The 24204-nt window shown below is 64.8% G+C and carries 23 protein-coding genes; 18 read left to right on the top strand and 5 right to left on the bottom strand.

Annotated features, from left to right (window positions below):
- The first annotated feature begins 35 nt into the window (after positions 1 to 35).
- Positions 36 to 623 (top strand): O-methyltransferase, encoded by a 588-nt coding sequence (locus OPV09_RS22730; protein WP_338679434.1) that lies wholly within the window; start codon positions 36 to 38, stop codon positions 621 to 623.
- On the opposite strand, the gene OPV09_RS22725 is transcribed toward OPV09_RS22730, so the two are convergent.
- A complete protein-coding gene (locus OPV09_RS22725; protein ID WP_338679433.1) occupies positions 624 to 1133 on the bottom strand; it encodes a GAF domain-containing protein in 510 nt (169 codons plus the stop codon).
- A 68-nt stretch (positions 1134 to 1201) separates the two neighbouring features.
- Positions 1202 to 2092, bottom strand: coding sequence for a LysR family transcriptional regulator (locus tag OPV09_RS22720; protein ID WP_338679432.1), 891 nt, complete (start codon positions 2090 to 2092; stop codon positions 1202 to 1204).
- Positions 2093 to 2181: 89 nt separating this feature from the next.
- Between OPV09_RS22720 and OPV09_RS22715 the strand changes: the two genes are divergently transcribed.
- A complete protein-coding gene (locus OPV09_RS22715) occupies positions 2182 to 3168 on the top strand; it encodes an aldo/keto reductase (protein ID WP_338679431.1) in 987 nt (328 codons plus the stop codon).
- 8 nt (positions 3169 to 3176) lie between these two features.
- On the opposite strand, the gene OPV09_RS22710 is transcribed toward OPV09_RS22715, so the two are convergent.
- Positions 3177 to 4145 (bottom strand): IS1595 family transposase, encoded by a 969-nt coding sequence (locus tag OPV09_RS22710; RefSeq protein WP_072452417.1) that lies wholly within the window; start codon positions 4143 to 4145, stop codon positions 3177 to 3179.
- 230 nt (positions 4146 to 4375) lie between these two features.
- Here OPV09_RS22710 and OPV09_RS22705 point away from each other — a divergent pair, with 230 nt between their 5' ends.
- From OPV09_RS22705 to OPV09_RS22650, 12 genes are all read left to right on the top strand, one after another.
- A complete protein-coding gene (locus OPV09_RS22705) occupies positions 4376 to 5200 on the top strand; it encodes a CheR family methyltransferase (RefSeq protein ID WP_200899269.1) in 825 nt (274 codons plus the stop codon).
- 1 nt (position 5201) lies between these two features.
- Positions 5202 to 5810 (top strand): chemotaxis protein CheB, encoded by a 609-nt coding sequence (locus OPV09_RS22700; protein WP_338679430.1) that lies wholly within the window; start codon positions 5202 to 5204, stop codon positions 5808 to 5810.
- Between the two features lie 106 nt (positions 5811 to 5916).
- Positions 5917 to 7041: a hybrid sensor histidine kinase/response regulator gene (locus OPV09_RS22695; RefSeq protein ID WP_338679429.1), complete on the top strand. Its 1125-nt coding sequence runs from the start codon at positions 5917 to 5919 to the stop codon at positions 7039 to 7041.
- Complete coding sequence (locus tag OPV09_RS22690; protein ID WP_338679428.1) at positions 7038 to 10436, top strand: PAS domain S-box protein; 3399 nt, start codon at positions 7038 to 7040, stop codon at positions 10434 to 10436. The genes OPV09_RS22695 and OPV09_RS22690 overlap by 4 nt, the downstream gene beginning before the upstream one ends.
- Positions 10437 to 10486: 50 nt before the next feature.
- Complete coding sequence (locus tag OPV09_RS22685) at positions 10487 to 10885, top strand: MAPEG family protein (protein ID WP_034750597.1); 399 nt, start codon at positions 10487 to 10489, stop codon at positions 10883 to 10885.
- 116 nt (positions 10886 to 11001) lie between these two features.
- Positions 11002 to 12672, top strand: a complete 1671-nt coding sequence (locus OPV09_RS22680; protein WP_425324063.1) for a RecQ family ATP-dependent DNA helicase — start codon at positions 11002 to 11004, stop codon at positions 12670 to 12672.
- Positions 12673 to 12762: 90 nt separating this feature from the next.
- Entirely contained in the window at positions 12763 to 13803 is a 1041-nt protein-coding gene (locus tag OPV09_RS22675; RefSeq protein WP_338679426.1) for a ligase-associated DNA damage response exonuclease, read from the top strand.
- Positions 13796 to 15427, top strand: coding sequence for an ATP-dependent DNA ligase (locus OPV09_RS22670; RefSeq protein WP_338679425.1), 1632 nt, complete (start codon positions 13796 to 13798; stop codon positions 15425 to 15427). The genes OPV09_RS22675 and OPV09_RS22670 overlap by 8 nt, the downstream gene beginning before the upstream one ends.
- 7 nt (positions 15428 to 15434) lie before the next feature.
- The gene (locus tag OPV09_RS22665; protein WP_338679424.1) at positions 15435 to 17900 is read left to right on the top strand and encodes a ligase-associated DNA damage response DEXH box helicase; all 2466 of its coding nucleotides are present in this window, start codon (positions 15435 to 15437) and stop codon (positions 17898 to 17900) included.
- Entirely contained in the window at positions 17897 to 18583 is a 687-nt protein-coding gene (gene pdeM, locus OPV09_RS22660; protein ID WP_338679423.1) for a ligase-associated DNA damage response endonuclease PdeM, read from the top strand. Before OPV09_RS22665 ends, pdeM begins: the two co-directional genes overlap by 4 nt.
- Before the next feature lie 205 nt (positions 18584 to 18788).
- Entirely contained in the window at positions 18789 to 19151 is a 363-nt protein-coding gene (locus OPV09_RS22655; protein WP_046686239.1) for a KGG domain-containing protein, read from the top strand.
- Between the two features lie 233 nt (positions 19152 to 19384).
- Positions 19385 to 19648, top strand: coding sequence for a hypothetical protein (locus tag OPV09_RS22650; protein WP_175560434.1), 264 nt, complete (start codon positions 19385 to 19387; stop codon positions 19646 to 19648).
- Positions 19649 to 19663: 15 nt separating this feature from the next.
- On the opposite strand, the gene OPV09_RS22645 is transcribed toward OPV09_RS22650, so the two are convergent.
- Entirely contained in the window at positions 19664 to 20257 is a 594-nt protein-coding gene (locus tag OPV09_RS22645; RefSeq protein WP_219327519.1) for a DUF2239 family protein, read from the bottom strand.
- Between the two features lie 83 nt (positions 20258 to 20340).
- Complete coding sequence (locus tag OPV09_RS22640; protein WP_338679422.1) at positions 20341 to 20838, bottom strand: pyridoxamine 5'-phosphate oxidase family protein; 498 nt, start codon at positions 20836 to 20838, stop codon at positions 20341 to 20343.
- Between the two features lie 263 nt (positions 20839 to 21101).
- Here OPV09_RS22640 and OPV09_RS22635 point away from each other — a divergent pair, with 263 nt between their 5' ends.
- Genes OPV09_RS22635 through OPV09_RS22620 form a run of 4 tightly spaced genes read left to right on the top strand, consistent with a single transcriptional unit; the run spans position 21102 to position 24199 of the window.
- On the top strand, positions 21102 to 21755 hold the full coding sequence (locus OPV09_RS22635; protein WP_338679420.1) for a PepSY-associated TM helix domain-containing protein: 654 nt from the start codon (positions 21102 to 21104) through the stop codon (positions 21753 to 21755).
- 26 nt (positions 21756 to 21781) lie between these two features.
- On the top strand, positions 21782 to 22297 hold the full coding sequence (locus tag OPV09_RS22630) for a DUF2271 domain-containing protein (RefSeq protein WP_070303571.1): 516 nt from the start codon (positions 21782 to 21784) through the stop codon (positions 22295 to 22297).
- A 10-nt stretch (positions 22298 to 22307) separates the two neighbouring features.
- Positions 22308 to 23132: a DUF4198 domain-containing protein gene (locus OPV09_RS22625; RefSeq protein WP_338679419.1), complete on the top strand. Its 825-nt coding sequence runs from the start codon at positions 22308 to 22310 to the stop codon at positions 23130 to 23132.
- Positions 23133 to 23158: 26 nt separating this feature from the next.
- Positions 23159 to 24199: an FAD:protein FMN transferase gene (locus OPV09_RS22620; RefSeq protein ID WP_338679418.1), complete on the top strand. Its 1041-nt coding sequence runs from the start codon at positions 23159 to 23161 to the stop codon at positions 24197 to 24199.
- Positions 24200 to 24204 lie beyond the last annotated feature (5 nt).

Raw genomic sequence — 24204 nt, 5'->3', positions numbered from 1 at the left:
TTTTGCTATGCTGGTGTTTTGAACAAGGAGGCGCCATGCCCAGCATCGATACTCTGTTGAGTGAACTCGAAGCATTCGGTAACACCAATGATGCGGCGCACACGGCGCGCGCCAGCCGCATGCTCAATATCACGCGCGACACGGGCGAATTGCTGGCCGTGATGGTGCACGCGCGCGGCGCCCGGCGGGTGCTGGAAATCGGCACGTCGAACGGCTATTCCACCCTGTGGCTGGCGCGCGCCGTGCAGGCGCTGGGCGGCAAGGTAGTGACGGTGGAAAAGGCGCAGGACAAGTTCGACATGGCGCACAACAACTTCGTGCGCGCGCAATTGCAGGGCGTGATCGGCCAGCTGCTGGCGGACGCGGGCGACGTGCTGCGCGATGCGGCGGACGGCGCCTACGATTTCATCTTCCTCGATTCCGCGCGCCAGCAATACGCGCAGTGGTGGCCGCAGCTGGACCGCGCGCTGGCGGCCGGCGGCGTGCTGGTGGTCGACAACGCCAGTTCGCACTACGCGGACATGGCCGGCTTCATCGAAGCCATCCGAGCCGACAGCCGCTACACGACGTGCCTGGCCACGGTCGGCAAGGGCGAATTCATCGCCGTCAAGGCGGGCAACTAGTTATTCAGCAACGATAGCCGCTTCCAGCACGCGCACCAAGGATTCGACGCCTTGCGCGTCGACATCGTCAAAACGGCTGACGAGCGGGCTGTCGAGGTCGAACACGCCGATGATCTGGCCATGCGCAAACACGGGCACCACCAGTTCCGAACGGGAATTGACGTCGCAGGCGATGTGGCCGGGAAATGCATGCACGTCCTGCACGACGATGGACTCGCCTTCGACCACCGTGGTGCCGCACACGCCGCGCCCCTTCTTGATGCGGATGCAGGCGGGCTTGCCCTGGAACGGTCCCAGCACCAATTCCTCGCCCTTGAGGAAATAAAAGCCGGCCCAGTTGAGGCCCGGCATGGTGTTGAAGACCAGCGAACTGAAGTTGGCCGTATTGGCGATGAAGTCGGTCTCGCCTGACAGCAAGCCTTGCAGCTGCGAGCGCAAGTCCGCATACATGGCTTGCTTGGCGGCGGGGGTATCGGTGCCGTAGGCGGCGTCGCTGATGGTAAACGTCATGGTCGTGGTGGCGCTTGAAAATGGGGAAGGCGATATGGTAGCGCGTCTGGCGCCTCCGCGCGCGGCCGTCACTGTTTCAGATATTCCTGCGCCAGCTGGCGCAGCAGGGGCAGGGTCGCATGGCCGTGGTCGGCTTGCCAGGCCAGGCCGATGCCGGCCGCCAATTCCTCGCCTTCCGCCAATGGCCGGTAGATCACGCCATCCATGCGCAGCGCGCGGAACGAGTCGGCCAGCAGCGCCATGCCTTTGCCTGCGGCCACGTCGCCGAGCAGCACATGGTGGTCGGGTGCTTCGCGCAGGAAATGCGGCGCGAAATCATGCCGGCGGAACACTTGCTGGCAATGGTCGAAAAAGGCGGGCTGGCGCGCCCGTTCGAACCAGTAGACGGGTTCCTGGGCGATGTCAGCAAGGCTGAGCTTGCGCTTCTTCGCCAGCCGGTGCCCGGCGGGCAGGGCCAGCATCATGGGCTGGCGCGCCAGCTGCTGCACGGCCAGCTCGAACGTGGCGCTGGGTAGCGCAAGCAGGGCCGCATCGAGCTGGCTCTTGCGCACGGCGGCGACCAGGCGCGGCGACGGGGCGGCCGTCAATTCCAGGCGGACATTGCCCAGTTGCTCCTCCAGCGCCGCCAGCAAAGGACGGAACAGGCCGGCCGCCACGGAACTCGTCAAGCCCAGGCGCAGGCGCGCGGGTGCGCTGTCTTGCCGCAGCGATTGCTGCGCCATCTCCAGCAAATCAAGGATGTGCAGCGCCTGCGGCAGCAGGGTACGGCCCGCTGGCGTCAAGACCACGCCCTGCGTGTCGCGCTCGAACAGGCGCGCGCCCAGCTTGTCTTCCAGCCCCTTGATGGCGCGCGACAATGGTGGCTGGGTCATGTGCAATTGCTCCGCCGCCTGGCGGAAGTTCAGGCAGCGGGCGACGGCGCAAAACAGGGTCAAGGCATGGGTATCGAGGGCTCTCATACCAGAAAGGTATCACGAAATCGGGCATTCCCTTGTCATCCGGCGCGGTCCAGACTGGCGGCATCGAGTCAACAACTGAGGAGAGCAGCATGCAACAGCGACGCATCGGCAATAACGGTATGAGCAGTTCGGCATTGGGCCTGGGCTGCATGGGCATGTCGGAATTCTATGGCGCCACGGACGAGGCGCAATCCCTGGCCACCCTGGAAGCGGCCCTGGCGGCGGGCGTGACCCTGTTCGACACGGCCGACGCCTACGGTTTCGGCCACAACGAGCAGTTGCTGGGGCGCTTTTTGGCCAGCCATCGCGGCCAGGCCCTGGTCGCCACCAAGTGCGGGCTGGCGCGCGAGGCGGGCAGTTATGCGCGCCGCGTCGACAATTCCCCCGCCTACATCCGCCAGGCGTGCGAAGCCTCGCTGGGGCGCCTGGGCGTGGAGGCCATCGACCTGTTCTATCTGCACCGCCTGAATCTCGAGACGCCACTTGAGGAATCGATGGGCGCGCTGGCGCAACTGCGGCAAGAGGGCAAGATCCGCGCCGTGGGCCTGTGCGAGGTGAGCGCCGCCACCTTGCGGCGCGCGGCGGCGATCTGCCCCGTGGACGCCGTGCAGAGCGAATACTCGCTGTGGACGCGCGAACCGGAGCAGGGCGTGCTGGCCGCCTGCCGCGACGTGGGCGCCAGCTTCTTTGCCTACAGTCCGCTGGGCCGGGGATTTTTGACGGGCGCCATTGCCGATGCGGCCAGCCTCGACGCGGGCGACTTTCGCCAGTTCAATCCCCGCTTTGCCGCCGATAACCTGGCGCGCAATCAGGCCATCGTCGCGCAAGTGAGGGACATCGCGCGCGCAAAAGGCTGCACGCCGGCCCAGCTGGCGCTGGCCTGGCTGCTGGCGCAAGGCGACGACATCATTCCCATTCCCGGCACCAAGCGCATCGCGTATTTGCACGACAACCTCGGCGCGCTGGCCGTGCGGCTGAATGGGGCGGAACTGGCGGCGATGAACGCGGCCTTTCCTTTGGGCATGGCGGCGGGCGCGCGCTATACGGAAGAAGGCATGAAGGGCGTGGATGCCTGAAAAAAAGGCTATGTCACCGTTAGATGTGGGAATGCTCCTAGTGTTGCCTTCAATAATGTTTCTGGCGAGCGGATGCGCCCGGCGTCGAGTATCCAGCGCCAGCCCAGGTAATTCGACAGGTAGCGTGTGGCCACGCCGTGAAACGGCCGTAGCCAATCCCGCAAGCGGCTGTGATACGCATTGACGTTTTGCACGTGGGCGGCGCCCCGCACGCGGATGCCGGCACGCAAGTTGACGGCCTGGTGGCTGACCCCTGCTTCATGGGCGAAGGCGCGGTAGGCGGCATGACCATCGGTGACCAGCAAGATATCCTTGTCGATGACGGGTGGCAGGCAAGCATGTAGCTGTGCCTTGGTCAGTGCTCCTTTTCCCGTGACGAAATCGAGGGTTTGTCCAGTGCGGTCACGCGCCACCAGGATGCAGACTTGCTCATTCGATATGCCACGTTTAAAGGCATGACCACCACGGCGCCGCGCCGGGCGCGTCAAATGCCGCGATCCCTTCTCCGATTCCAGTACATACAGCTCGTCCGCTTCGGCGATGCCATGCAGGCGATGGGGCCGGTCCGTTTTTGCCAATGATAAAAACCGGTGGCGCCAGCGAAACGTGGTATTGCGGTGCACGCCCAGCTGTAATGCCGCCTTGCGCACGGAATCCGATGTCAGCATGCAATCGGCGTACTCAAGCCACAGCGCCTTGTGGCGCAAGCGGGCAAGCGGCGTACCGGTGAGTGCATTGAAGGTGCGGCCGCAAGGCACGCAACGGTAGCGCTGCAGTCCGTGTGCATGGCCGTGCCGGTGAGCATGGTTGCTGTTGCAAACCGGACAGTGCGGTTGTTGGCGGGCCACGCTTTCGATCAATGCCACGGCGACGTCTTGCGATGCGGCCCCGTGCAGCAGGGCGATGCCCGCCAGGCGCTGGCGGCGGTTCAGTTCGGCGAACTGGGCGATGAAGGTTTTCCATTGGGCTGGCTGCATGGAAGGCTCCCGTTTGTCTGCGATGCTCAGTCAGACAGCAGGGACACGGGAAGATTCCCGGAAATCCCCTACTTGTCGAGGACAGAGCCGAAAAAAACGCGCGAGTGTACGCCAGCGTACCTAACTGAAACTTTCTCTGCAGGATAATCGCCGGCGATCTGCTAGCATTTGGCAGTGACTGCGCGGTGCGCATTGCACCGTGTTCAACGGTCAGGTATCCGATGAGGTGGATGTTGTTAGATGACGATATTTTCGATATAGAACTGAAGTTATTGCTTGAGGGAATACTGCTGCGCTATCAGCACGATTTCCGCGATTATTCCGTGGCGTCCCTGCGCCGGCGCATGCGCCAGGCCATGGAGCGCTTCGGCTGCGCCAGCCTGTCGCAATTGCAGGACCGCATCTTGCACGAACCGGCCATGTTCGCGCAGATGCTGCAGTTTTTCACGGTGCAAGTGAGCGAGATGTTCCGCGATCCCGCGTATTTTCGTGCCCTGCGCGAAAAAGTCGTGCCCATCCTGCACACCTATCCTTCGATCAAGATCTGGGTGGCCGGCTGCAGCAGCGGTGAAGAGGTATGGTCGCTGGCCATCTTGCTGGAAGAAGAGGGCTTGCTCGAGCGCAGCATGATCTACGCGACCGACATCAACGTGGAAGCGCTGGCCGCTGCCGAAGCGGGCATCTATCCCGTCGAACGCATCGCCCAGTTCAGCGAGAATTACCAGCTGGCGGGCGGCAAGCGCTCGCTATCCGACTATTACACGGCCGCCTACAAGGGCGCCATCTTTGACCGGCGCTTGCGGCGCCAGTTCGTCTTCGCCGACCACAGCCTGGCGACGGACAGCGTGTTTTCGGAGGTGCACATGGTTTCCTGCCGTAATGTCATGATTTACTTCAACAAAGACTTGCAAGACCGCAGTCTGGGCCTGTTCCACGAAGCGCTGGTGAACCGGGGCTTCCTGGGCCTGGGCATGAAGGAAAGCCTGCATTTCAGCCGCCATGCGGACAGCTTCAACGAGCTGAGCCCGGCCGAACGCATCTTCCAGCGTGCCTGACATGCTGCCAAGCTGCGACGTCGCGCCACCGCCCGACGGCCTGCGCCTGATCGCCATCGGCGCCTCGGCCGGCGGCGTGGAAGCGCTGGGCATCGTGCTGCGCGCCTTGCCCGCCACCTGCCGCGCGGCCGTCGTGGTGGTGCTGCATCTGGCGCCGGGACGCTCGAGCCAGTTGCCGCAGCTGTATGCAGAACGTTGCCAGCTGCCTTTGCGCGAGGCGCAGGACAAGGAACCGCTGCAAGCGGGCGTCGTGTATTTCGCGCCGCCCGACTACCACCTGCAAGTCGAGCCCGATGGCTGTTTTTCCCTGTCGCAGGAAGCGCCCGTGTATTTTTCGCGCCCGTCCATCGATGTCTTGCTGGAAACGGCGGCGCTGGCTTACCGGCGAACCATGCTGGCCATCATCCTGACGGGCGCCTCGGCCGATGGCGCGGCCGGTCTGGCCCGCGTGCGGCAGCTGGGCGGTAGTGCCTGGGTGCAAGACCCGCAGCGGGCCAGTTGTGGCATCATGCCGGCGGCCGCGCTCAAGCTGGCGGGCGCCGACCGCGTGCTCGATTTGCCGCAAATGGCCGCCAGCCTGGCATTGCTCGGCGATGGCGAACACAAGTGAATGGGAGTGGTGTAGTGCGTGTAATATATGTGAGAATTGAAACAATGTTGATGTTCATATCGAAACACGATGGCATCTTGCCGTTGCGATGCCTGAAGATGATTCCGTGACCGCACCTATCCATATCCTCGTCGTTGACGACATCGCGCAAAACCTGGTCGCCGCCGAAGCCGTGCTGGCACGGCCCGGTATTGTCATCCTGAAAGCAAGCTCGGGCGCGCAAGCGCTGGAATTGCTGTTGACGCATGAAGTGGCGCTGGCCCTGATCGACGTGCAAATGCCGCACATGGATGGTTTCGAGCTGGCCGAGCTGATACGCGGCAGCGAGCGCACGCGCAGCATTCCCCTGATCTTCCTGACGGCGGCGTCGCGCGAACCGAGCTACAGCTTCCGCGGCTACGAGGCGGGCGCCGTCGACTTTCTCTACAAGCCCATCGACGTGAAGGCCTTGCAAAGCAAGGTGGCCGTGCTGGTCCAGCTGTACCAGCAGAAACGCGAATTGTCGGCCCAGCTCGACAAGCTCAAGCATGCCTTGCACCTGAACGAACTGTTCACGGCCGTGCTGGGCCACGACTTGCGCACGCCCTTGTCGGTGGTGATGAACGGCGCCATGCTGTTGCCGATGATGAGCGACCACCCGAAGGTGATCGTCACGGCGCAGCGCATCGAAAGCAGCGCCAAGCGCATGGGGCGCATGGTCGACCAACTGCTGGACCTGGCGCGCATCCGTTCCGGCACGATGGAGTTGCGCAGCAGCACGCACGACTACCTGGCGCTGGCGCGCGCCATCGTCGAGGAATTCGAGACGGCGGGCCAGGCGCCGCTGGTCGAGGTCAGCAGCGCGGGTAATCTGCACGGGCAATGCGATGCGGGTTTGCTGTCGCAAGTCATCTCGAATCTGTTAAACAATGCCATCACGCATGGCGAGCCGGGCACGCCCGTGCAACTGGACCTTGATGGACGGGCCGCCGACCATATCGAATTGCGCATCGCTAATCGCGGCGTCATCCCGGCCGCCTTGCTGCCGACCCTGTTCGAGCCATTCCAGCAGGCGGGCGAGAAGCGCCGGACGGGGCAGGGCCTGGGGCTGGGCTTGTACACGGTCAACATGTTCGTCAAGGCCCACGGCGGCACGGTCGAGATCAGCTCGACGGCCGCGCAGGGCACGCTGGCGACCGTGCGCATCCCGCGCCAGTGCCAGGTGCGCGTGCAAGCGGGATTGGTTACATGAGCGCGCCAGCCTGGCCGCGCGGCGGCGGCAGCATGGGCGAGCTGGTGCGCCAGCGCGACTGGTCCGCCACCAGCCTGGGCCCGCTCGATGGCTGGCCCGCCCATTTGCGCACCAGCGTCGACATCGTGCTCAATTCGCCGATGGCGATGGTGCTGATGTGGGGCCCGCAGCACGTGATGATTTACAACGACGATTACATCCAGATCGCAGGCGAGCGCCATCCGGCCGCGCTGGGCGGCACGGTGCCGGCCATCTGGCCTGAAATCTGGGACTGGAATGCGCGCATCCTCGAAACGGGGTTGCGCGGGGAAACACAGGTGCACCGCGAATGCTGCTTGCCGCTGTTGCGCGGCGGACAGCGCACCGACGTCTGCTTCGACCTGTTTTATACGCCCGTGCATGGCGACGAGGGCCAGGTGGACGGCGTGCTGTGCACGGCACTGGAATTGACGGCGCGCATGGAAGAAGGGCGCCAGCTGAAGCTGGCCACGGCCGAGCTGGGCAAACTCAACACGACCTTGCAGGCCGAGAGCGAGGCCGTGCGCGCGGCCAACCGCCGCCTGGGCGAGGAACGCGCGCTGCTGCGCGCCCTGTTCCAGCAGGCGCCCAGTTTCATGGCCATGCTGCGCGGGCCGCGGCACGTGTTCGAGCTGGCGAATGAACATTATCTGCGCCTGGTCGGTCACCGCGATCTGCTGGGCAAGACAGTCGAAGCGGCCTTGCCTGAAGTCAAGGAGCAAGGTTTCATCGAACTGCTCGACCAGGTCTACCGCACGGGCGAACCGTACGAGGGACGCCAGGTGAAGGTGGATTTGCAGACGGCGGACGGGCAGACGGGCCAGCGCCAGATCGACTTCGTCTACCAGCCCATCAAGGATGACGAGGGCGCGGTCACGGGCATCCTCGTCGAAGGCATCGACGTCACCGAACGCATGGAAGGCGAGGAGCGCTTGCGCCTGGCCCAGCAGGCCGGCGGCATCGGCACCTTCGAATGGTTCCCCGAGACGGGCGCGATGCTGGTGTCGCCCACCTTCCGCCGCCTGTGGGGCATTGCCGACGAGGTGGAAGTGACGGAACGCTTGCTGGTGAGCCTGGTCGATGCGCGCGACCAGCAAAAGGTCGGACCGAGCAAGCTTGCTGTGGCGCCCAATCCCCTCGAATACGTGGAGTACCGCATCCGCCGCCCGGCCGATGGCGCGCTGCGCTGGATCGCGCGCCAGGGCGAGGTGGTGGCAGGCCGCGTGCCAGGCCAGCGCCGCTACGTGGGCGTGTCGTTCGATGTGACGGAGCGGCGCCAGATCGAGGATGAACTGAACGCCAGCCAGGAACGCATGGCGGCCATTTTCGGCCAGGCCTCGGTGGGCTTGTCCGAGCTGGGCCTCGACGGCAGCTTCCAGAGGGTCAACGGCGCCCTGTGCTGCATGCTGGGCCGCTCGGCCGAAGAGCTGCTGAGCCTGAACATGAACGACATCATGCATCCGGCGGACGTGCCTGGCAACAGCGTGCTGTTCCAGCGCCTGGTGGAAACGGGCGAATCGTTCTCGCTGGAAAAGCGTTACCTGAAGCCCGACGGCTCGCAAGTGTGGGTGTCGAGCAATGTCAGCCGCCTGGTCGATGAACAGGGACAGACGCGCTCCTTGATCGCCGTCAAGACGGATATCACGGACCGGCGCCGCGTGGAAAAAGCGCTGCATGAATTGAACGAAACGCTCGAGCACCGGGTCGAACAGGAAGTCGGTGAGCGCACGAAGGCGGAAGACGCCTTGCGCCAGGCGCAAAAGATGGAAGCCGTGGGCCAGCTGACGGGCGGCATCGCGCACGATTTCAATAATGTGCTGCAAATCATTTCCGGCAATTTGCATTTGCTGCAGCATTTGGCGGGCACGGATGGCGTCATGCGCCAGCGCCTCGACACGGCGATTGCCGCCGTCGAGCGGGGCGCCAAGCTGTCGTCGCACCTGCTGGCGTTTGCCCGGCGCCAGCCTTTGCAACCGGTGGTGGCCGACTTGGCGCGCGTGGTGCGCAACATGGATGCGCTGCTGCGGCGCGCGCTGGGCGAAGCGATCGACATCGTGCTGGTGGGCGGCGGCGGGTTGTGGAATACCCTGGTCGACCGCGGCCAGATCGAGAACGTCATCCTGAACCTGGCCATCAATGCGCGCGACGCCATGGATGGCGTGGGCAAGCTGACCATCGAGCTGGGCAACGTCGTGCTCGATGAACAGTATGTGCACAACCTGGTCGACGTGCCTGCCGGCCAGTACGTGATGCTGTCGGTGACGGACACGGGCCGTGGCATGAGCGGCCCCGTGCTGCAGCGCGCGTTCGAGCCGTTCTTCACCACCAAGCCGGAAGGCGCGGGCACGGGCCTGGGCTTGTCGATGGCGTATGGCTTTGTCACGCAAAGCCGCGGCCATATCCGTATTTACAGTGAACCTGGCGTGGGCACGGGAGTCAAAATCTATTTGCCCCGTTCCCTGATGGCCGAAGCGGACGAGGAACTGGAATTGAGCGGCGTCGTCACGGGCGGCACGGAAACGGTGCTCGTGGTGGAAGACGATGTGGGCGTGCGCACCACCGTCGTCGATATGCTGGGCGCGCTCGGCTACAAGGTGCTCAAGGCCGAGGATGGTGAAAGCGCGCTGGCTGTGCTGCACAGCGGCGCGCAGATCGACTTGCTGTTTACGGACGTGATCATGCCCGGTCCCGTCAGCAGCACGGAGATGGCGCGCCAAGCACGCGAGTTGCAGCCCGATATCGCCGTCTTGTTTACGTCGGGCTACGCGCAGGATGTCATCGTGCACGAAGGCAGACTCGACGCGGGAGTGGAATTGCTCAGCAAACCGTACCGGCGCGAAGAGCTGGCGCGCAAGCTGCGCCATGTGCTGGCCAACCGCCAGCAGCAAATGCGCGCGCGCCAGTTTGAACGGTCCGGCGCACCGGTGGCCGGCACGCAAGCGGGTGGCGGCCTGGCGGCCAGCGTGCTGACAGGCGGCACGCCGGGGCTGGACTTGACGGGGCATGCGCCAGAACCGCAGGGGGACATGCCGACATCGATGAAGATACTCGTGGTGGAAGATAATCTCGATTCGCAGCTGATGGTGTGCGAACTGGTGGGCATGCTGGGCCACACGGTCAGCGGCGTGTCCGATGGCGAGGCGGCGTGGAAATTGCTCAACGAGCAAGACTTCGATATCCTGTTTACGGATGTCAGCCTGCCCGGCATGTCCGGCATCGCGCTGGCGCGCATGGTGTTGCGCGATAAACCGGGCATGCGCATTATCTTTTCCACGGGCTATGGCAAGGAGTCGATGGATGAGCTGGGCTTTTCCGCCAGCGTCTTGCGCAAGCCCTATGATTTGCTGGAGTTGCAAGCGGCACTCGACCAACCCTGACAGGCACGCGCTCCCACGGCTTGCCCGTCTCACCCTGCAGAGGCAAATGGATGACTCCTGAACTGACGATGCTGGCCTGTACCCTTGTGCTGGCGCTGGTGCAAATCCTCCTGCCCGCGCTGTTCCGCACGCGTGAAACGGGCACGGCCTATAACGTGAGCGCGCGCGACGGCGACGGCCCGCCCGTGGGCAAGATCACGGGCCGCTTGCGGCGGGCCCAGGCGAACCTGTTCGAAACCCTGCCCCTGTTCGCCGCCGCCGTGCTGATCGCCCACGTGACGGCGCAGGAAAGCGCGCTGACCCTGTACGGCGCCGCCCTGTACCTGGCCGCGCGCGTGCTGTACCTGCCCCTGTACGCGTTTGGCGTGCCCGTCGTGCGCACGCTCGTGTGGTGCGTGTCGATTGCCGGTTTGTTGATGCTGTTCTGGGCCATCCTGTTTGCTTCCTGAATTCCTACGTCAGCTGTGGTGCCCGTCCTATGGCGGTGCGCCAGGCCCGGCCGTAAAGTAGCTGCACCCTGGCGCTGTGGCGCCGGCATGGTGCTTTTACTTTTAGGACGGCAATGATGCTTGCTTCGCTGAACAAGTCTGGTCGACACATCCAGCGTCTGCTGCGTTCGGTATTTGGTGTGGCACGGCTGCGCACGGGCCAGCAGGAAGTCATCGACAGCGTGCTGGCCGGGCGCGATACCCTGGCCATCATGCCCACCGGCAGCGGCAAGTCCCTGTGCTACCAGCTACCCGCCGCCCTGTTGCCGGGCGCGACCCTGGTCGTGTCGCCGCTGATTTCGCTGATGAAGGACCAGCTGGAAAAGCTGCACGAACTGGGCATCACGGCCGTGCAGCTCAACAGCAGCCTGTCGCGCGCCGAAGAGGACGACGCCATCGCCCGCATCGCCCAGGGCGGCAGGCTGATCATTTTTTGCACGCCGGAACGCCTGGCGATGCCCGAGTTCCTGTCCTTGCTGGCCAGCGCGCCGCCCAGCCTGGTCGTCATCGATGAAGCCCATTGCATTTCCCAGTGGGGCCACGACTTCCGTCCCGCCTACCTGGAAATCGCGGCCGCCCTGCGCGCGCTGGGCCGTCCGCCCGTGCTGGCGCTGACGGCCACGGCCACCGGGGAAGTGATAGCCGATATCGACGCGCAGCTCGAAGCGCGCAAGCTGCAGGTCATCAACACGGGCATCTACCGCGCCAATTTGCGCTACCGCGTGATCCAGGTCACGAATGCGGGAGAGAAACAGGACGAAGTCTTGCGCCTGCTGCGCGAGACGCCCGGCGTGGGCATCGTGTATGCGGCCACCGTCAAGGCCGTCGAGGACCTGGCGGCGCGGCTGGAGGAACTGGGCGAGAGCGTCACGTGCTACCACGGCAAGCTGGCGGCGCGCGAGCGCAAGCACAACCAGGACTTGTTCATGAATGGCGAGCGCCGCATCATGGTCGCCACCAACGCGTTCGGCATGGGCATCGACAAGCCCGACACGCGCTTCGTCATCCACTTGCAGGTGCCGGCCAATCTGGAAGCGTATTACCAGGAATCGGGCCGGGCAGGGCGCGACGGCTTGCCCGCCGACTGCACCTTGCTGTACTTCCAGGAAGACAAGCGGGTGCAGCAATTTTTCCTGGCCAAGCACTATCCCACGGCCGAAGAACTGGCCGCCATCGTGGCGGCCGCGCAAGAATTACCAGCCACGTTCGCGTTTGCCGCCCTGGCAGCGCGCCTGCCCGAGTTTTCCGACGGCCACTTGAAGGTGTGCCTGAAACTGTTAAAAGACGGCAAGCTGCTGCGCCAGGACCGCAAGCTCGGCTACCGCTTGACAGCCCAGTCGGCCGCCACGCCTGCGTATGCGCAGCTGGCGCAGATCTATGTCGACAAGCAGGAGCGCGACAAGCAGGCGCTCGAGCAGATGGTGGCGTATGCGCAAAGCGGCCTGTGCCGCTGGAAACTGCTGCTCGATTATTTTGGCGATGCCGGCGATTTCGAGCGCTGCTGCACCTGCGACAATTGCCAGTCGCCGCCCGCGCTGGCCGCGCCCATCAGCCTTGACGAATTCCCGCCCGCGCCTGCTGAAACGCCACCGCCAGCGCCGGCACCCCAGATCGCCGTCGGCAGCCGCGTGCGCGTACCGCGCTACCAGATTGGCACCGTGCTGTCCGTGGCGGGCGACCAGGTCACCATTGCCTTTCCGGAAAACACCACGCGTACCTTCATGGCCGAGTTCGTCGTCCCCGCGTGAAGCCATGGTGCGCTGCCGAACAGTGATTTGGCGCAAGAGCGCTAGAATCAGCCCATTCCAACGCGCTTTTTTTAAGGCAGGGGGCAGGGCATGGCAGACATGGTGGTGGTGCGCAAGGAAGGCTTGTACTGTGTGCCGGGTCAGTTCTACATCGACCCGTGGCGTCCCGTCGATCGCGCCATCATCACGCATGCGCACGCCGACCATGCGCGTGTCGGGCACCGGCATTACCTGTGCGCCGCGCCCGGCGAGCAAGTGCTGCGCGCGCGCCTGGGCGCCGTGTCCATCCAGGGCCTCGCCTATGGCGAGACCATCGAGCACCACGGCGTGCGCGTGTCGCTGCATCCGGCCGGCCACGTGCTGGGTTCGGCCCAGGTGCGCATGGAAGTGGGCGGCCAAGTGTGGGTGGCGTCGGGCGACTACAAGCTGCAGCCGGACCCCACGTGCGTACCGTTCGAGCCCGTGCGCTGCGATACTTTTATTACGGAATCGACCTTCGGCCTGCCCATCTACCGCTGGCAGGCGCCACAGGAAGTTTATGACGACATCAACCAATGGTGGCGCAGGAATGCGGCCGAAGGGCGCACCAGCGTGCTGTTCTGCTATGCCTTCGGCAAGGCGCAGCGCATCCTGGCCGGGCTCGATCCTTCCATCGGCCCCATCATCTGCCATGGCGCGGCGCAGGCCTTGACGCAGGTCTACCGCGAATCGGGCGTGGCCTTGCCCACCACCGTGATGGTGAGCGACGTGACGGACAAGGCGGCCCTGAAGACGGCGATGGTGATCGCGCCGCCGTCGGCCGCCGGTTCGCCGTGGATGAAGCGTTTCGGCGACTACAGCGATGCGTTCGCCAGCGGCTGGATGCTGTTGCGCGGCGCGCGCCGGCGGCGCGGCGTGGACCGGGGTTTTGTCCTGTCCGACCATGCCGACTGGCCCGGCCTGATGCAAGCGATCACGGCCACGCAGGCCGAACGCATCATCGTCACGCACGGCTCGATTCCCGTGATGGTGCGCTGGCTGCAGCAGAACGGCTGGCAGGCGGGCGGCTTCGAGACGGAGTATGGCGACGACGAGGCCGATGACGGTGCGCCCGGTGCATCCACGGCAGCGGAGGACGTCGCCCATGCGTGACTTTGCCCGGCTGTACGCGGAACTCGACGAGACGACCTCCACCAGCCGCAAGCTGGCGGCGCTGCAAGCGTATTTTCGTGGCGCCTCGCCGGAAAACGCGGCCTGGGCCGTGTACTTCCTGGCCGGCGGCAAGCCGCGCCAGGCCGTGCCCACCAAGTTGCTGCGCGAGTACGCGACCGAACGGGCGGGCCTCGATGCCTGGCTGTTCGACGAGGCCTATCACGCCGTCGGCGACCTGGCCGAAACCATTGCCCTGATCCTGCCCGCGCCCACCAAACGCAGCGACGTCGGCCTGGCTGAGTGGGTCGAGCAGCGTATCGCACCGTTGCGCGGCGCGCCGCCCGAGACCATCCGCACCGACTTGCTGGCCTACTGGGACGAACTGGAAACGCGCGAACGTTTTTTGTTGATCAAACTGATCGGCGGCGGCTTTCGCGTGGGCGTGTCCAAACTGCTGGTGACGCGCGCGCTGGCCTCCATCGCCGCCGTCGACAGCAAGCTGATCGCCCAGCGCCTGATGGGTTGGACCGATGGCAAGGTCAGCCCCACGGGCGCGGGCTTTCTCAAACTGATCGCCGCGCAGTCGGACGGCGAACATGCGCTGCGCGGCGGCCAGCCGTATCCGTTCTTCCTCGCCTATCCCTTGCAGGCGGAGCCGCAGAGTCTCGGTGATATCGGCGACTGGCTGGTCGAGTGGAAATACGACGGCATGCGCGCCCAGCTGCTGCGCCGCGAAGGCGTGAACTGGCTGTGGTCGCGTGGCGAGGAATTGATCACGGAGCGGTTTCCCGAGCTGGCGCAGCTGGCCTTGCCCGAGGGTACCGTACTCGATGGCGAAATCCTCGTCTGGCAGCCGGGCGACGTGCCGGCGCCGTTTGCCGATCTGCAACAACGCATGGGCCGCAAGAGCGTGTCGTCCAAGCTGCTGGCCGAATTGCCGGCCGTGCTCGTGGCCTACGATGTGCTGGAACTCGATGGCGTGGACGTGCGCCAGCTGCCCCAGCTCGAACGGCGCGCATTGCTGGAAACGGTGGTGGCCGGCGTCGGTTCTGACGCGCTGCGCCTGTCGCCGCGTATAGCGGCGGCAAGCTGGGAGGCGCTGGCGGCCATCCGCGCTGAATCGCGGGCGCGCGGGGTGGAGGGCATGATGCTCAAGGCCATGTCTGCCGCGTATGGTGTGGGTCGCACGAAAGATGTGGGCACCTGGTGGAAGTGGAAGATCGACCCGTATTCGATCGACGCCGTGCTGATCTACGCCCAGGCGGGTCACGGCCGGCGCGCGTCGCTGTACACGGATTACACGTTTGCCGTCTGGGATGACGTTGAGGAAGGCGAGCGCAAGCTGGTGCCGTTCGCCAAGGCGTATTCGGGCTTGACGGATGCGGAGATCGGCCAAGTCGACGCCGCCATCCGCAAGACGACGATAGAAAAATTCGGCCCCGTGCGCAGCGTCAAGCCGACGATGGTGTTCGAGATCGGCTTCGAAGGCATCGCCGCGTCCAGCCGCCACAAGGCGGGCATCGCCGTGCGCTTTCCCCGCATCCTGCGCCGGCGTGACGACAAGGCCATCGCCGATGCGGACACGCTGGACACGCTGAAGGCCATGCTGGTCCAGGCCACATGAGCAAGCGATGAGCAAAAGCGCGCTGGCGCAGCGCATCGACGCCTGGTTTGCCGCGCGCGGCTGGACGGTATTCCCGTTCCAGCGCGCCGTCTGGCGTGCGGCTGCACAGGGACAACCTGGCCTGCTGCATGCGAGCACGGGATCCGGCAAAACGTATGCCGTCTGGTTCGGCGCCTTGCTGCGCGCCGAGCGACTACAACGCAAGGGGCGAAAGCAGGGCTTGCGCGTGCTGTGGATCACGCCCATGCGGGCGCTGGCGGCCGACACGGTGCGTGCCTTGCAGGCGTCTGGTGCCGAGCTGGCGCCCGGCTGGCGCATCGAGGCGCGCACGGGCGACACGAGCGCGGCGCAGCGGGCGCGCCAGGCGAAGGCCTGGCCCGATGTGCTCGTCACGACGCCGGAAAGCCTGTCCCTGATGCTGAGCCAGGTGGATGCCCGCGAACGTTTCAGCCTGCTGGAAACCGTGATCGTCGACGAGTGGCATGAATTGATGGGCAGCAAGCGCGGCGTGCAGGTGCAGCTGGCGCTGGCCCGCTTGCGCCGCTGGAGTGGCGCATTGATGACGTGGGGCCTGTCGGCCACCCTGGGTAATTTGCAGCAGGCGCAGGATGTCTTGCTGGGCGAGGAAAACACCGGCGTGCTGGTCGAAGGCAAAGTCAAGAAGCGCATCCTCGTCGACAGCCTGATCCCCGTCAACCCCACGCGCTTCCCCTGGGGCGGCCACCTGGGCATCCAGATGCTGCAGCCTTTGATTGCCGAGATCGAAGGCAGCGCCACCACGCTGGTGTTTACCAACACGCGTTCGCAGGCCGAGCTGTGGTACCAGCACCTGCTCGATGCGCGGCCCGACTGGGCGGGACTGATCGCCCTGCACCACGGTTCGCTGGACCGCGAAGTGCGCGAGTGGGTCGAGCAGCACTTGAAAACGGGCGAGCTGAAAGCCGTCGTGTGCACGTCCAGCCTGGACCTGGGCGTCGATTTCCTGCCCGTCGAGCGGGTGCTGCAGGTGGGCAGCGCGAAAGGCATCGCGCGCCTGGTGCAGCGGGCCGGGCGCAGCGGCCACGCGCCAGGACGCATTTCGCGCGTCACCCTCGTACCCACCAACAGCCTGGAATTGCTGGAAGCGGCCGCTGCCCGCACTGCCCTGGCGCAAGGCCACCTGGAAGCGCGGCCCGTGCCGGACAAGCCGCTCGACGTGCTGGTGCAGCACCTGGTGACGATCGCGCTGGGCGGCGGTTTCCAGTCTGCCGAGCTGTACGCGGAAGTGCGCGCGGCCTGGTCCTACCGCCACCTGACCCCGGACGAGTGGCAATGGGCGCTCGATTTCGTCGCGCGCGGCGGGCAAAGCCTGACCGTGTATCCGGAATACCGCAGAGTGCTGCCGGACGAGGAGGGCGTGTACCGCGTGCCGGACGTGGCGCTGGCGCGGCGCCACCGCATGAGCATCGGCACCATCGTCTCGGAGGCGGCGATCCAGGTCAAGTTCCTCGGTGGCGGGCGCATCGGCAGTATCGAGGAATCATTCATCGCGCGCCTGAAGCCGGGTGACCATTTTCTGTTTGGCGGGCGCATCCTGGAATTCGTGCGCGTGCACGAGATGACGGCCTACGTGCGGCGCGCCACGGGCAGCCGCGGCGCCGTGCCGCGCTGGCAGGGCGGCAAGATGCCGCTGTCGTCGGAACTCGCGCATGCCGTGCTCGACCAGTTGCAACTGGCGCAGGAAGGCAAGGCCAGCGGGCCGGAAATGCGCGCGCTGGCGCCGCTGCTGGCCATCCAGCAGGCATGGTCGAGCCTGCCCACGTGCGCGGCCCTGTTGGTGGAGACCTTGTCCAGCCGCGAAGGCCACCACCTGTTCGTGTATCCGTTTGCGGGACGCTCCGTGCACCTGGGCCTGGCGTCCCTGCTGGCCTACCGCATCGCGCGCGTGCAGCCGGCGACCTTGTCGATCGCCGTCAACGATTACGGCTTTGAATTGCTGGGCGCGGACGACATCGATTTTGCGCCGCTGTTGTCGGGGGCCAGCGGCGCCGACCTTGCCCTGTTCAGCACGGACAATCTGCTCGAGGACGTACTGGCCAGCCTGAATGCGACGGAGCTGTCGCAGCGGCGCTTCCGCGAAATCGCCCGCATCGCCGGCCTCGTGTTCCAGGGCTATCCGGGCCAGCCAAAAAGCGCGCGCCAGTTGCAGGCCTCGTCCTCGCTGTTTTTTGAAGTGTTCCGCAAGCACGATGCGGCCAATCTGCTGCTCACGCAGGCGCAGCGCGAAGTGCTGGAACAGGAACTGGAATTGACGCGCCTGCGCGCCACCTTGCGCGAGCTGCATGGACGGCGCATTTCCCTGCAAGCGCTGGAGCGGGCATCGCCATTTGCCTTCGGCCTGATGGTCGAGCGCTTCCGCGAACAGCTGACGACGGAAAAGCTGTCGGACCGGGTGGCGCGCCTGGTCAGCGCGCTGGAAAAGGCGGCCGCATGAGCGGCCAGCAAGCGCACTGCGTGGTGGAGCTGGCTGGCGAGATAGTCTGGCTGCTGGCGCACAAGGCCATCTATTGGCCGGCGCGCAAGATGCTGGTCGTCGCCGACATCCATTTCGGCAAGGCGGCCGCGTTTCGCGCGCTGGGCGTACCCGTGCCACGCGGCACCACGACGCAAAACCTGCTGGCGCTCGACAGCTTGCTGGCCAGTTACGCTTGCGAGGAAATCGTCTTTCTCGGCGACTTTCTGCACGCGCGCGCCGCCCATGCGCCCGCCACCGTGGCGGCTATGCTGGCTTGGCGTGCGCGCCATCGGGACCTGCGCTTGACGGTAGTGCGTGGCAACCACGATGCGCATGCGGGCGATCCGGCCGCCGTGCTGCAGATACGCATGGTCGACGAACCGCACCAGGTGGGCAAGCTGTCGTTTTGCCATCATCCGGATACGGTGGCGTCCGGTTACGTGCTGGCCGGCCACGTGCATCCCGTGTTCCACTTGCGCGCAGCAGGGACGGAACGACATGGGGGCGGCTTGCGCCTGCCGTGTTTCCTGCTGGGCCAGCAGCGCGCCATTTTGCCCTCGTTTGGCGCCTTCACGGGCGGCCATGCGGTGCGCCCAGGAGCTGGCGAGCGCGTCTACGTGACGGCGGACGCGGCGATTTTCCCGCTGCCCGTTAACTGCTGAGTGTCTGGTACTTTTGGTGGAAAACTGAAAGTAACTACGCTACCGTAGGCGGGACTCATCCTACATGCGCTCTTGCCATCCTCCTATTTCTTGTGGCCCATGCGCGCACTAAGATGACGGTTCCCTTGCCATGCGAGGGGGAAGATTTGCATGGTTTGCATTGTTTTTTGCATTGTTTCTGATTCCATCGATCAAGGAGATCATCATGGCCACATCGAGCGACAATAAACAGCAAGGTAGTAAAACCAGTAGCAGCAGTAGCAGCGGCGGCAACAAGCAAAGCGATACCAGCAAACGGGGTTTCGCTTCCATGGACCCCGCCCAGCAGCGTGAAATCGCCAGTGAAGGCGGACGTGCCGCGCATGAAAAAGGCACGGCCCATGAATTCACGTCCGAAGAGGCCCGCCGCGCAGGCAGCCAAAGCCACAAGAACGATGCCAACCGGCAAAGCGCCTCCAGCTCCAGCGGTTCGCGCGACAATGCCAGCATGAACCAGGATGGCGGCCGCGACAGTGGCAACAAGCAAAGCGGCGGTTCCGGTTCCAGCTCGGGGTCGCGCAACAAGTAGTGACTGGCAAGCAGTAGCACGTTGCAAGTAGCAATGGGCCCTGGGCGGCGGGAGGCAGGCACGCCGCTGGCCAGGGCCGCGCTTGTTTGGCTGCCGCTGGCTAGCGAAAATTTTGATGCATTGCAGCAGGCATGGACTATGATGAAATAGCTGCGCCGGCCACGGCCCACGCGCAGTCAACGCAGTGAACGCAGTCAATCCGCACTCACGTACTCACGATCAGGGAGAAGATGATGGGCAACTCCACTACGCCGCAGCCCGGCAATAGCCAGGGCGGTGCGCCGTCCATGGCAGGCAGCAAGCAAAGTACGGCCGAGTCGGGCGAAAACTTTGTGCTGGTCGATAGCGAGCAAGGCCTCGATATCGGCGACGATCTGTTTTCCATCGGCGAAGTGCGGCGCGCCGACCGCTTGCCCCATCACCAGGCCGGTTCCGCCGGGCAGAGCCGGCAGAGCGCCGACGATGCGCCCGATACCACGGGCAGCACGGGCGTCTGATCTTTCCACCGTCGCTTAATCTTCGGACCATCCCCGCTGGGCCAGCCGCAAGACGTGTTCGCGCACGTCGGCTGGCCAGTCCTGCACGCATGCGAGGAACGCCGGCTGCTTGCCGGCGAACAGGGCGCGGCTCGCTTCCTCGAAGCCGGGCGCGTCGCCGGCCAGCGCATTCATGACTTTATAGGCCGCTTCGCGTGCCTGGCGCTGTTCATCGTGCGCCTTGTTGCCGCGCTGCGCGTGTTCCACCAGTTTGCGCAAGGCCACGGAAGCACCACCCGGCTGCGTTGCCAGCCATTCCCAGTGACGGGGCAGCAGGGTGATTTCGCGCGCCACCACGCCCAGCTTCGGCCGGCCTGCCGTGCGCGCGGGAATGTCTTCCTGCGGCGCCGGCGTGGCTGCACGCGGCAGGCGCTGCAGCACATCGGCCAGGCTGCCATGCAGGTTCAGGTCGACCTGGCTGCCGCTGGCGTCGTCGAAGATCAGGATCTGCGCATCGGGTTCGCGCGTCACCAGTTCCTTCAGTGTTTGCGCCACGGCGTGCAAGGGGCCGGCGGCCACTTTGCGTTTGCCGGCGAAGGCGGTGAGCTCGGGTGTTGCGGGGGTATGCATGTTTGCCTCCATGGGGGAATGAGGCAATTTTACCCGGGTTAAATTGAAAGTCAATAACACCCGGGTAAAATAGGGTAAACCTGCTACAGATCGACCCGGCCGTGTTCGCCCATATCCTTCGGCGGCTCGCCCGTGATGGCGGCCTTGGCCATTTCATAGAATTGCATCATCTTGCTGGCGCTGCTATCCCAGTATTCGGCCGACTGTATCGTCACCTTGATCAGCGACAGCTTCGGATCGTCGAGTCCGCCCGGGAACCATGCTTTGACCAACGGGTTCCACAATTCCTCCGCCTTGGCGCGGTCCTTCAGCAGCTGCGCGTGGCCGCAGACGGATACATACAAGCTGTCGCCCGTGTCGACAAAGCTGACGTTGACTTGCGGATTGTTCAGCAAGTCGCGCGTGTAAGCGGCATCGTCCGAGACAAAAAACCAGATTTGCCCTTCGCTGTCGACCTGCTGCTGCGTCAACGGCCGGCTGGTGAGGGTGCGCATGTCGTCGCTGGTGGTCAGCATGCCGAATTTGACGTCCTTGATCTTGGCCGCGATGCTGGCCAGTTGTTCGCTGGAATACGCTTGCATGGGTGTGCTCCTGTTTGATTGTCCTGAACAACAGCATAGACGGGCATGGCACGCGGCTCTGTACGGCAGCTTACGTAGCAGCCCAGCTTTGTTTCAAAGCTGTTACAAAACGCTGGCCCGGCGGAGCGCCCCATGTATTGACTTAATAAATGATAATCATTATCATTTGTTTGAAAATATAAGCATGCACTTTGATTGAAGGATGGGAATGAAGCACACTGACTTGTCGCGCCACCTGGCCCGCTCCTTGCCGGGAGCGATTGATGGGTAATGCGGGCGCCGCAGACAAGGCCAGGAACAACGCCAGCCGCGCCGTCTGGCTGAAGAATTTGCATCAATGGCACTGGATCAGCTCGGCGCTTTGCCTGCTGGGCATGTTTCTGTTCGCCATTACCGGCATCACCCTGAACCACGCCGGCCAGATCGAAGCCAAGCCGGCGATCACACGCCAGAAGGCCGAGCTGCCGGCACCCCTCGTCACGGAATTGGCCGCGTATGCCGCCAAGCACGATGGCGCCAACGCACCGATGCCGGCCGCCGCCGAAGCCTGGCTCAAGCAGCAATGGTCGCTCAATGCGGGCGGGCGTCCCGCCGAATGGTCGGTCGACGAAGTGTATCTGCCGCTGCCCAAGGCGGGCGGCGACGCCTGGGTGCGCATCGGCCTCGAAGACGGGGCCGCCGAATATGAATTGACGGACCGGGGCTGGGTGTCCTGGCTCAACGATGTCCACAAGGGCCGCAACACGGGCGTAGCCTGGAGCTGGTTCATCGACATTTTTGCCGGCGCCTGCATCGTGTTTTGCCTGACGGGTTTGTTGATTTTGAAGTTCCACGCGGCCAACCGGCCATTTACCTGGCCGATGGTGGGCCTCGGTATCTTGATACCTTGCGCGATCGCCTTGCTGTTTATCCACTGATGTTTTTTCCTTTTTACAGGCACACCATGAAATTACGCTACTCCCTGGCGCTTGGCCTTCCCCTGATCGGTACGTCGGCGATGGCTGCCGACCTGTCCCTCAAGATTGAACTGCCGCAACTGAACGTGGCGGAATACCACCGTCCTTACGTGGCGGCGTGGCTGGAAACGGCGGACCAGAAGGTCGTTGGCAATCTGGCCGTGCTGTATGACGTGAAAAAGAAGGACAAGGCCGGCGAAAAATGGCTGAAGGACATGCGTCAATGGTGGCGCAAGAGCGGCCGCGACCTGGCCATGCCCGTTGACGGCGTCAGCGGCGCCACGCGCGCACCCGGTGAACATACCTTGACGTTCCCGGGCGCCAAAGCCTTGCTCGACAAGCTGCCGGCCGGCGAATACCAGGTCGTCGTGGAAGCGGCGCGCGAAGCGGGCGGACGCGAACTGGTGCGCGTGCCGTTCCAGTGGCCGCTGAAATCGGCCCAGTCCGTGCCTGCCAAGGGCAAGGAAGAACTCGGCAATGTCGTCGTCCAACTCAAACCATAAGGCGCACACCATGTTCAAGCAATTCAACAAAACCCTGATCGCCGTGGCCCTGGCCGGCCTGGCCATGAACGCCCACGCCCACCGCGGCTGGATGGTGCCATCGAGCACGATGGTGGAAAGCAAGGACGCCTGGGTGACGGTGGACGCGGCCGTTTCCGACGGCCTGTTCGATATCGACCACCAGCCGCTGCGCCTGGATGCGCTGCAAGTGATCGGTCCGGATGGCGCGAAGGTCACGCCGGCGAACACGGTCACGGGCCGTTTGCGCAGCGTCTTCGACGTAAAAATGGAAAAGCCGGGCACGTACAAGGCGGCCATCGTGTCGCAAAACGTGATGGGCAGCTACAAGCTCAATGGCGAGCAGAAACGTTTCCGCGGCAACGAAGAGACGTTCAAGAAGGACGTGCCGGCCGACGCGCAAGAGCTGAAAATCACGCGCACGGCAGCGCGCCTGGAAACTTTCTTCAGCAATGGCGAAACGAGCACGGAAGTGTTCAAGCCGACCGGCGTGGGCCTGGAATTCGTCCCCGTGACGCACCCGAACGACTTGCGCGCGGGCGAAAAAGCCACGTGGCGCTTCTTCGTCGATGGCAAGCCGGCGGCGAACCAGGCCTTCAGCCTGGTGCCAGGCGGCGTGCGATACCGTGGCGTGCTCGGTGAAATCCGCCAGAGCACCGATGCCAAGGGCGAGATCACGTTCACTGTGCCGGCGGCCGGCATGTATTACCTGAGCAGCACCTGGCCAGCGGCCGCACCGGCCGTGGCCGGCCAGCCGCCGGTGATGCCCGAGCGCCGCATGACGTACGCGGCCACCGTGGAAGTGCTGCCGCAGTAAGCGGCGGCATCCTCACGAGAGCGCCGATGCGCCGGGTCCTGCTGCCGCAGCATATTTCCGATCAGGCCGCGCCGCCCGGCGCCGCGATCCGGGACTTGCGCGGCTTGTCCATGGGCACCAGCTGGTCGGTGCGCCTGCTCGAGTCCGCCATGCCGGGACGCGCGGGCAGCGCCGACTTGCAGCAGGGCTTGCAGCAGCAGCTGGACCTGGTCGTCGCGCAAATGAGCCACTGGAACGACGAGTCCGACCTGGGCCGCTTCAACCGGGCCGGGCCAGGCAGCTGGCACAGCCTGCCCGCCGCGTTTTGCGAGGTGCTGGGCTTTGCCATGCACGTGTCGCAAGCATCGGGCGGCGCGTACGACCCGTGCGCGGGCGCCCTCGTCAATCTGTGGGGCTTCGGTCCCCGCCATCGCTACGATGAACCGGGCTTTTTGCCGCCGAAAGACGATAGCGTGGCGCTGCTGCTGGCGCAAGGCCAGCGCCGCCGCCTGGAGCTGGACTTGCCGGCCCGCCGCGCGCGCCAGCCGGGCGGCTTGCAGCTCGATTTGTCCGCCATCGCCAAGGGCTATGGCGTGGACCGCCTGGCCCGCTACCTGGACAGCCAGGGCATCCACCATTACCTGGTCGAAGTCGGTGGCGAGCTGCGCGGCGCCGGCAGCAAGCCCGACGGCCAGCCGTGGTGGGTGATGCTGGAACAGGTCGATGGCGCCGCCGATAGTGCCGATCATGCGCAGCATCCGGCGGAAATGCTGCTGGCGCTGCACGGCTTGTCCGTGGCGACGTCGGGCGATTACCGGCGTTTCTTCAAGGACGGCACGGTGCGTTTCTCGCACACCATCGATCCGCGCAACGGCATGCCGATCGCCAATCAACTCGCTTCCGTCACCGTCGTGCATGAGCAATGCATGGCGGCCGACGCCTGGTCGACGGCCCTGACCGTGCTGGGTGTCGAGGCCGGCATGGTGCTGGCCGAAGAGCAGGGCCTGGCCGTGCGCTTCCTGCAGCGCGACGGTCACGGCTACCATGAAACGCTGAGCAGCCACATGCTGGCCATGCTCGACGAATGAACGAT

It is taken from the genome of Janthinobacterium sp. TB1-E2, assembly GCF_036885605.1.
GTDB lineage: Bacteria > Pseudomonadota > Gammaproteobacteria > Burkholderiales > Burkholderiaceae_D > Janthinobacterium > Janthinobacterium aestuarii.
This window is presented reverse-complemented; position numbering and strand designations above follow the sequence as displayed.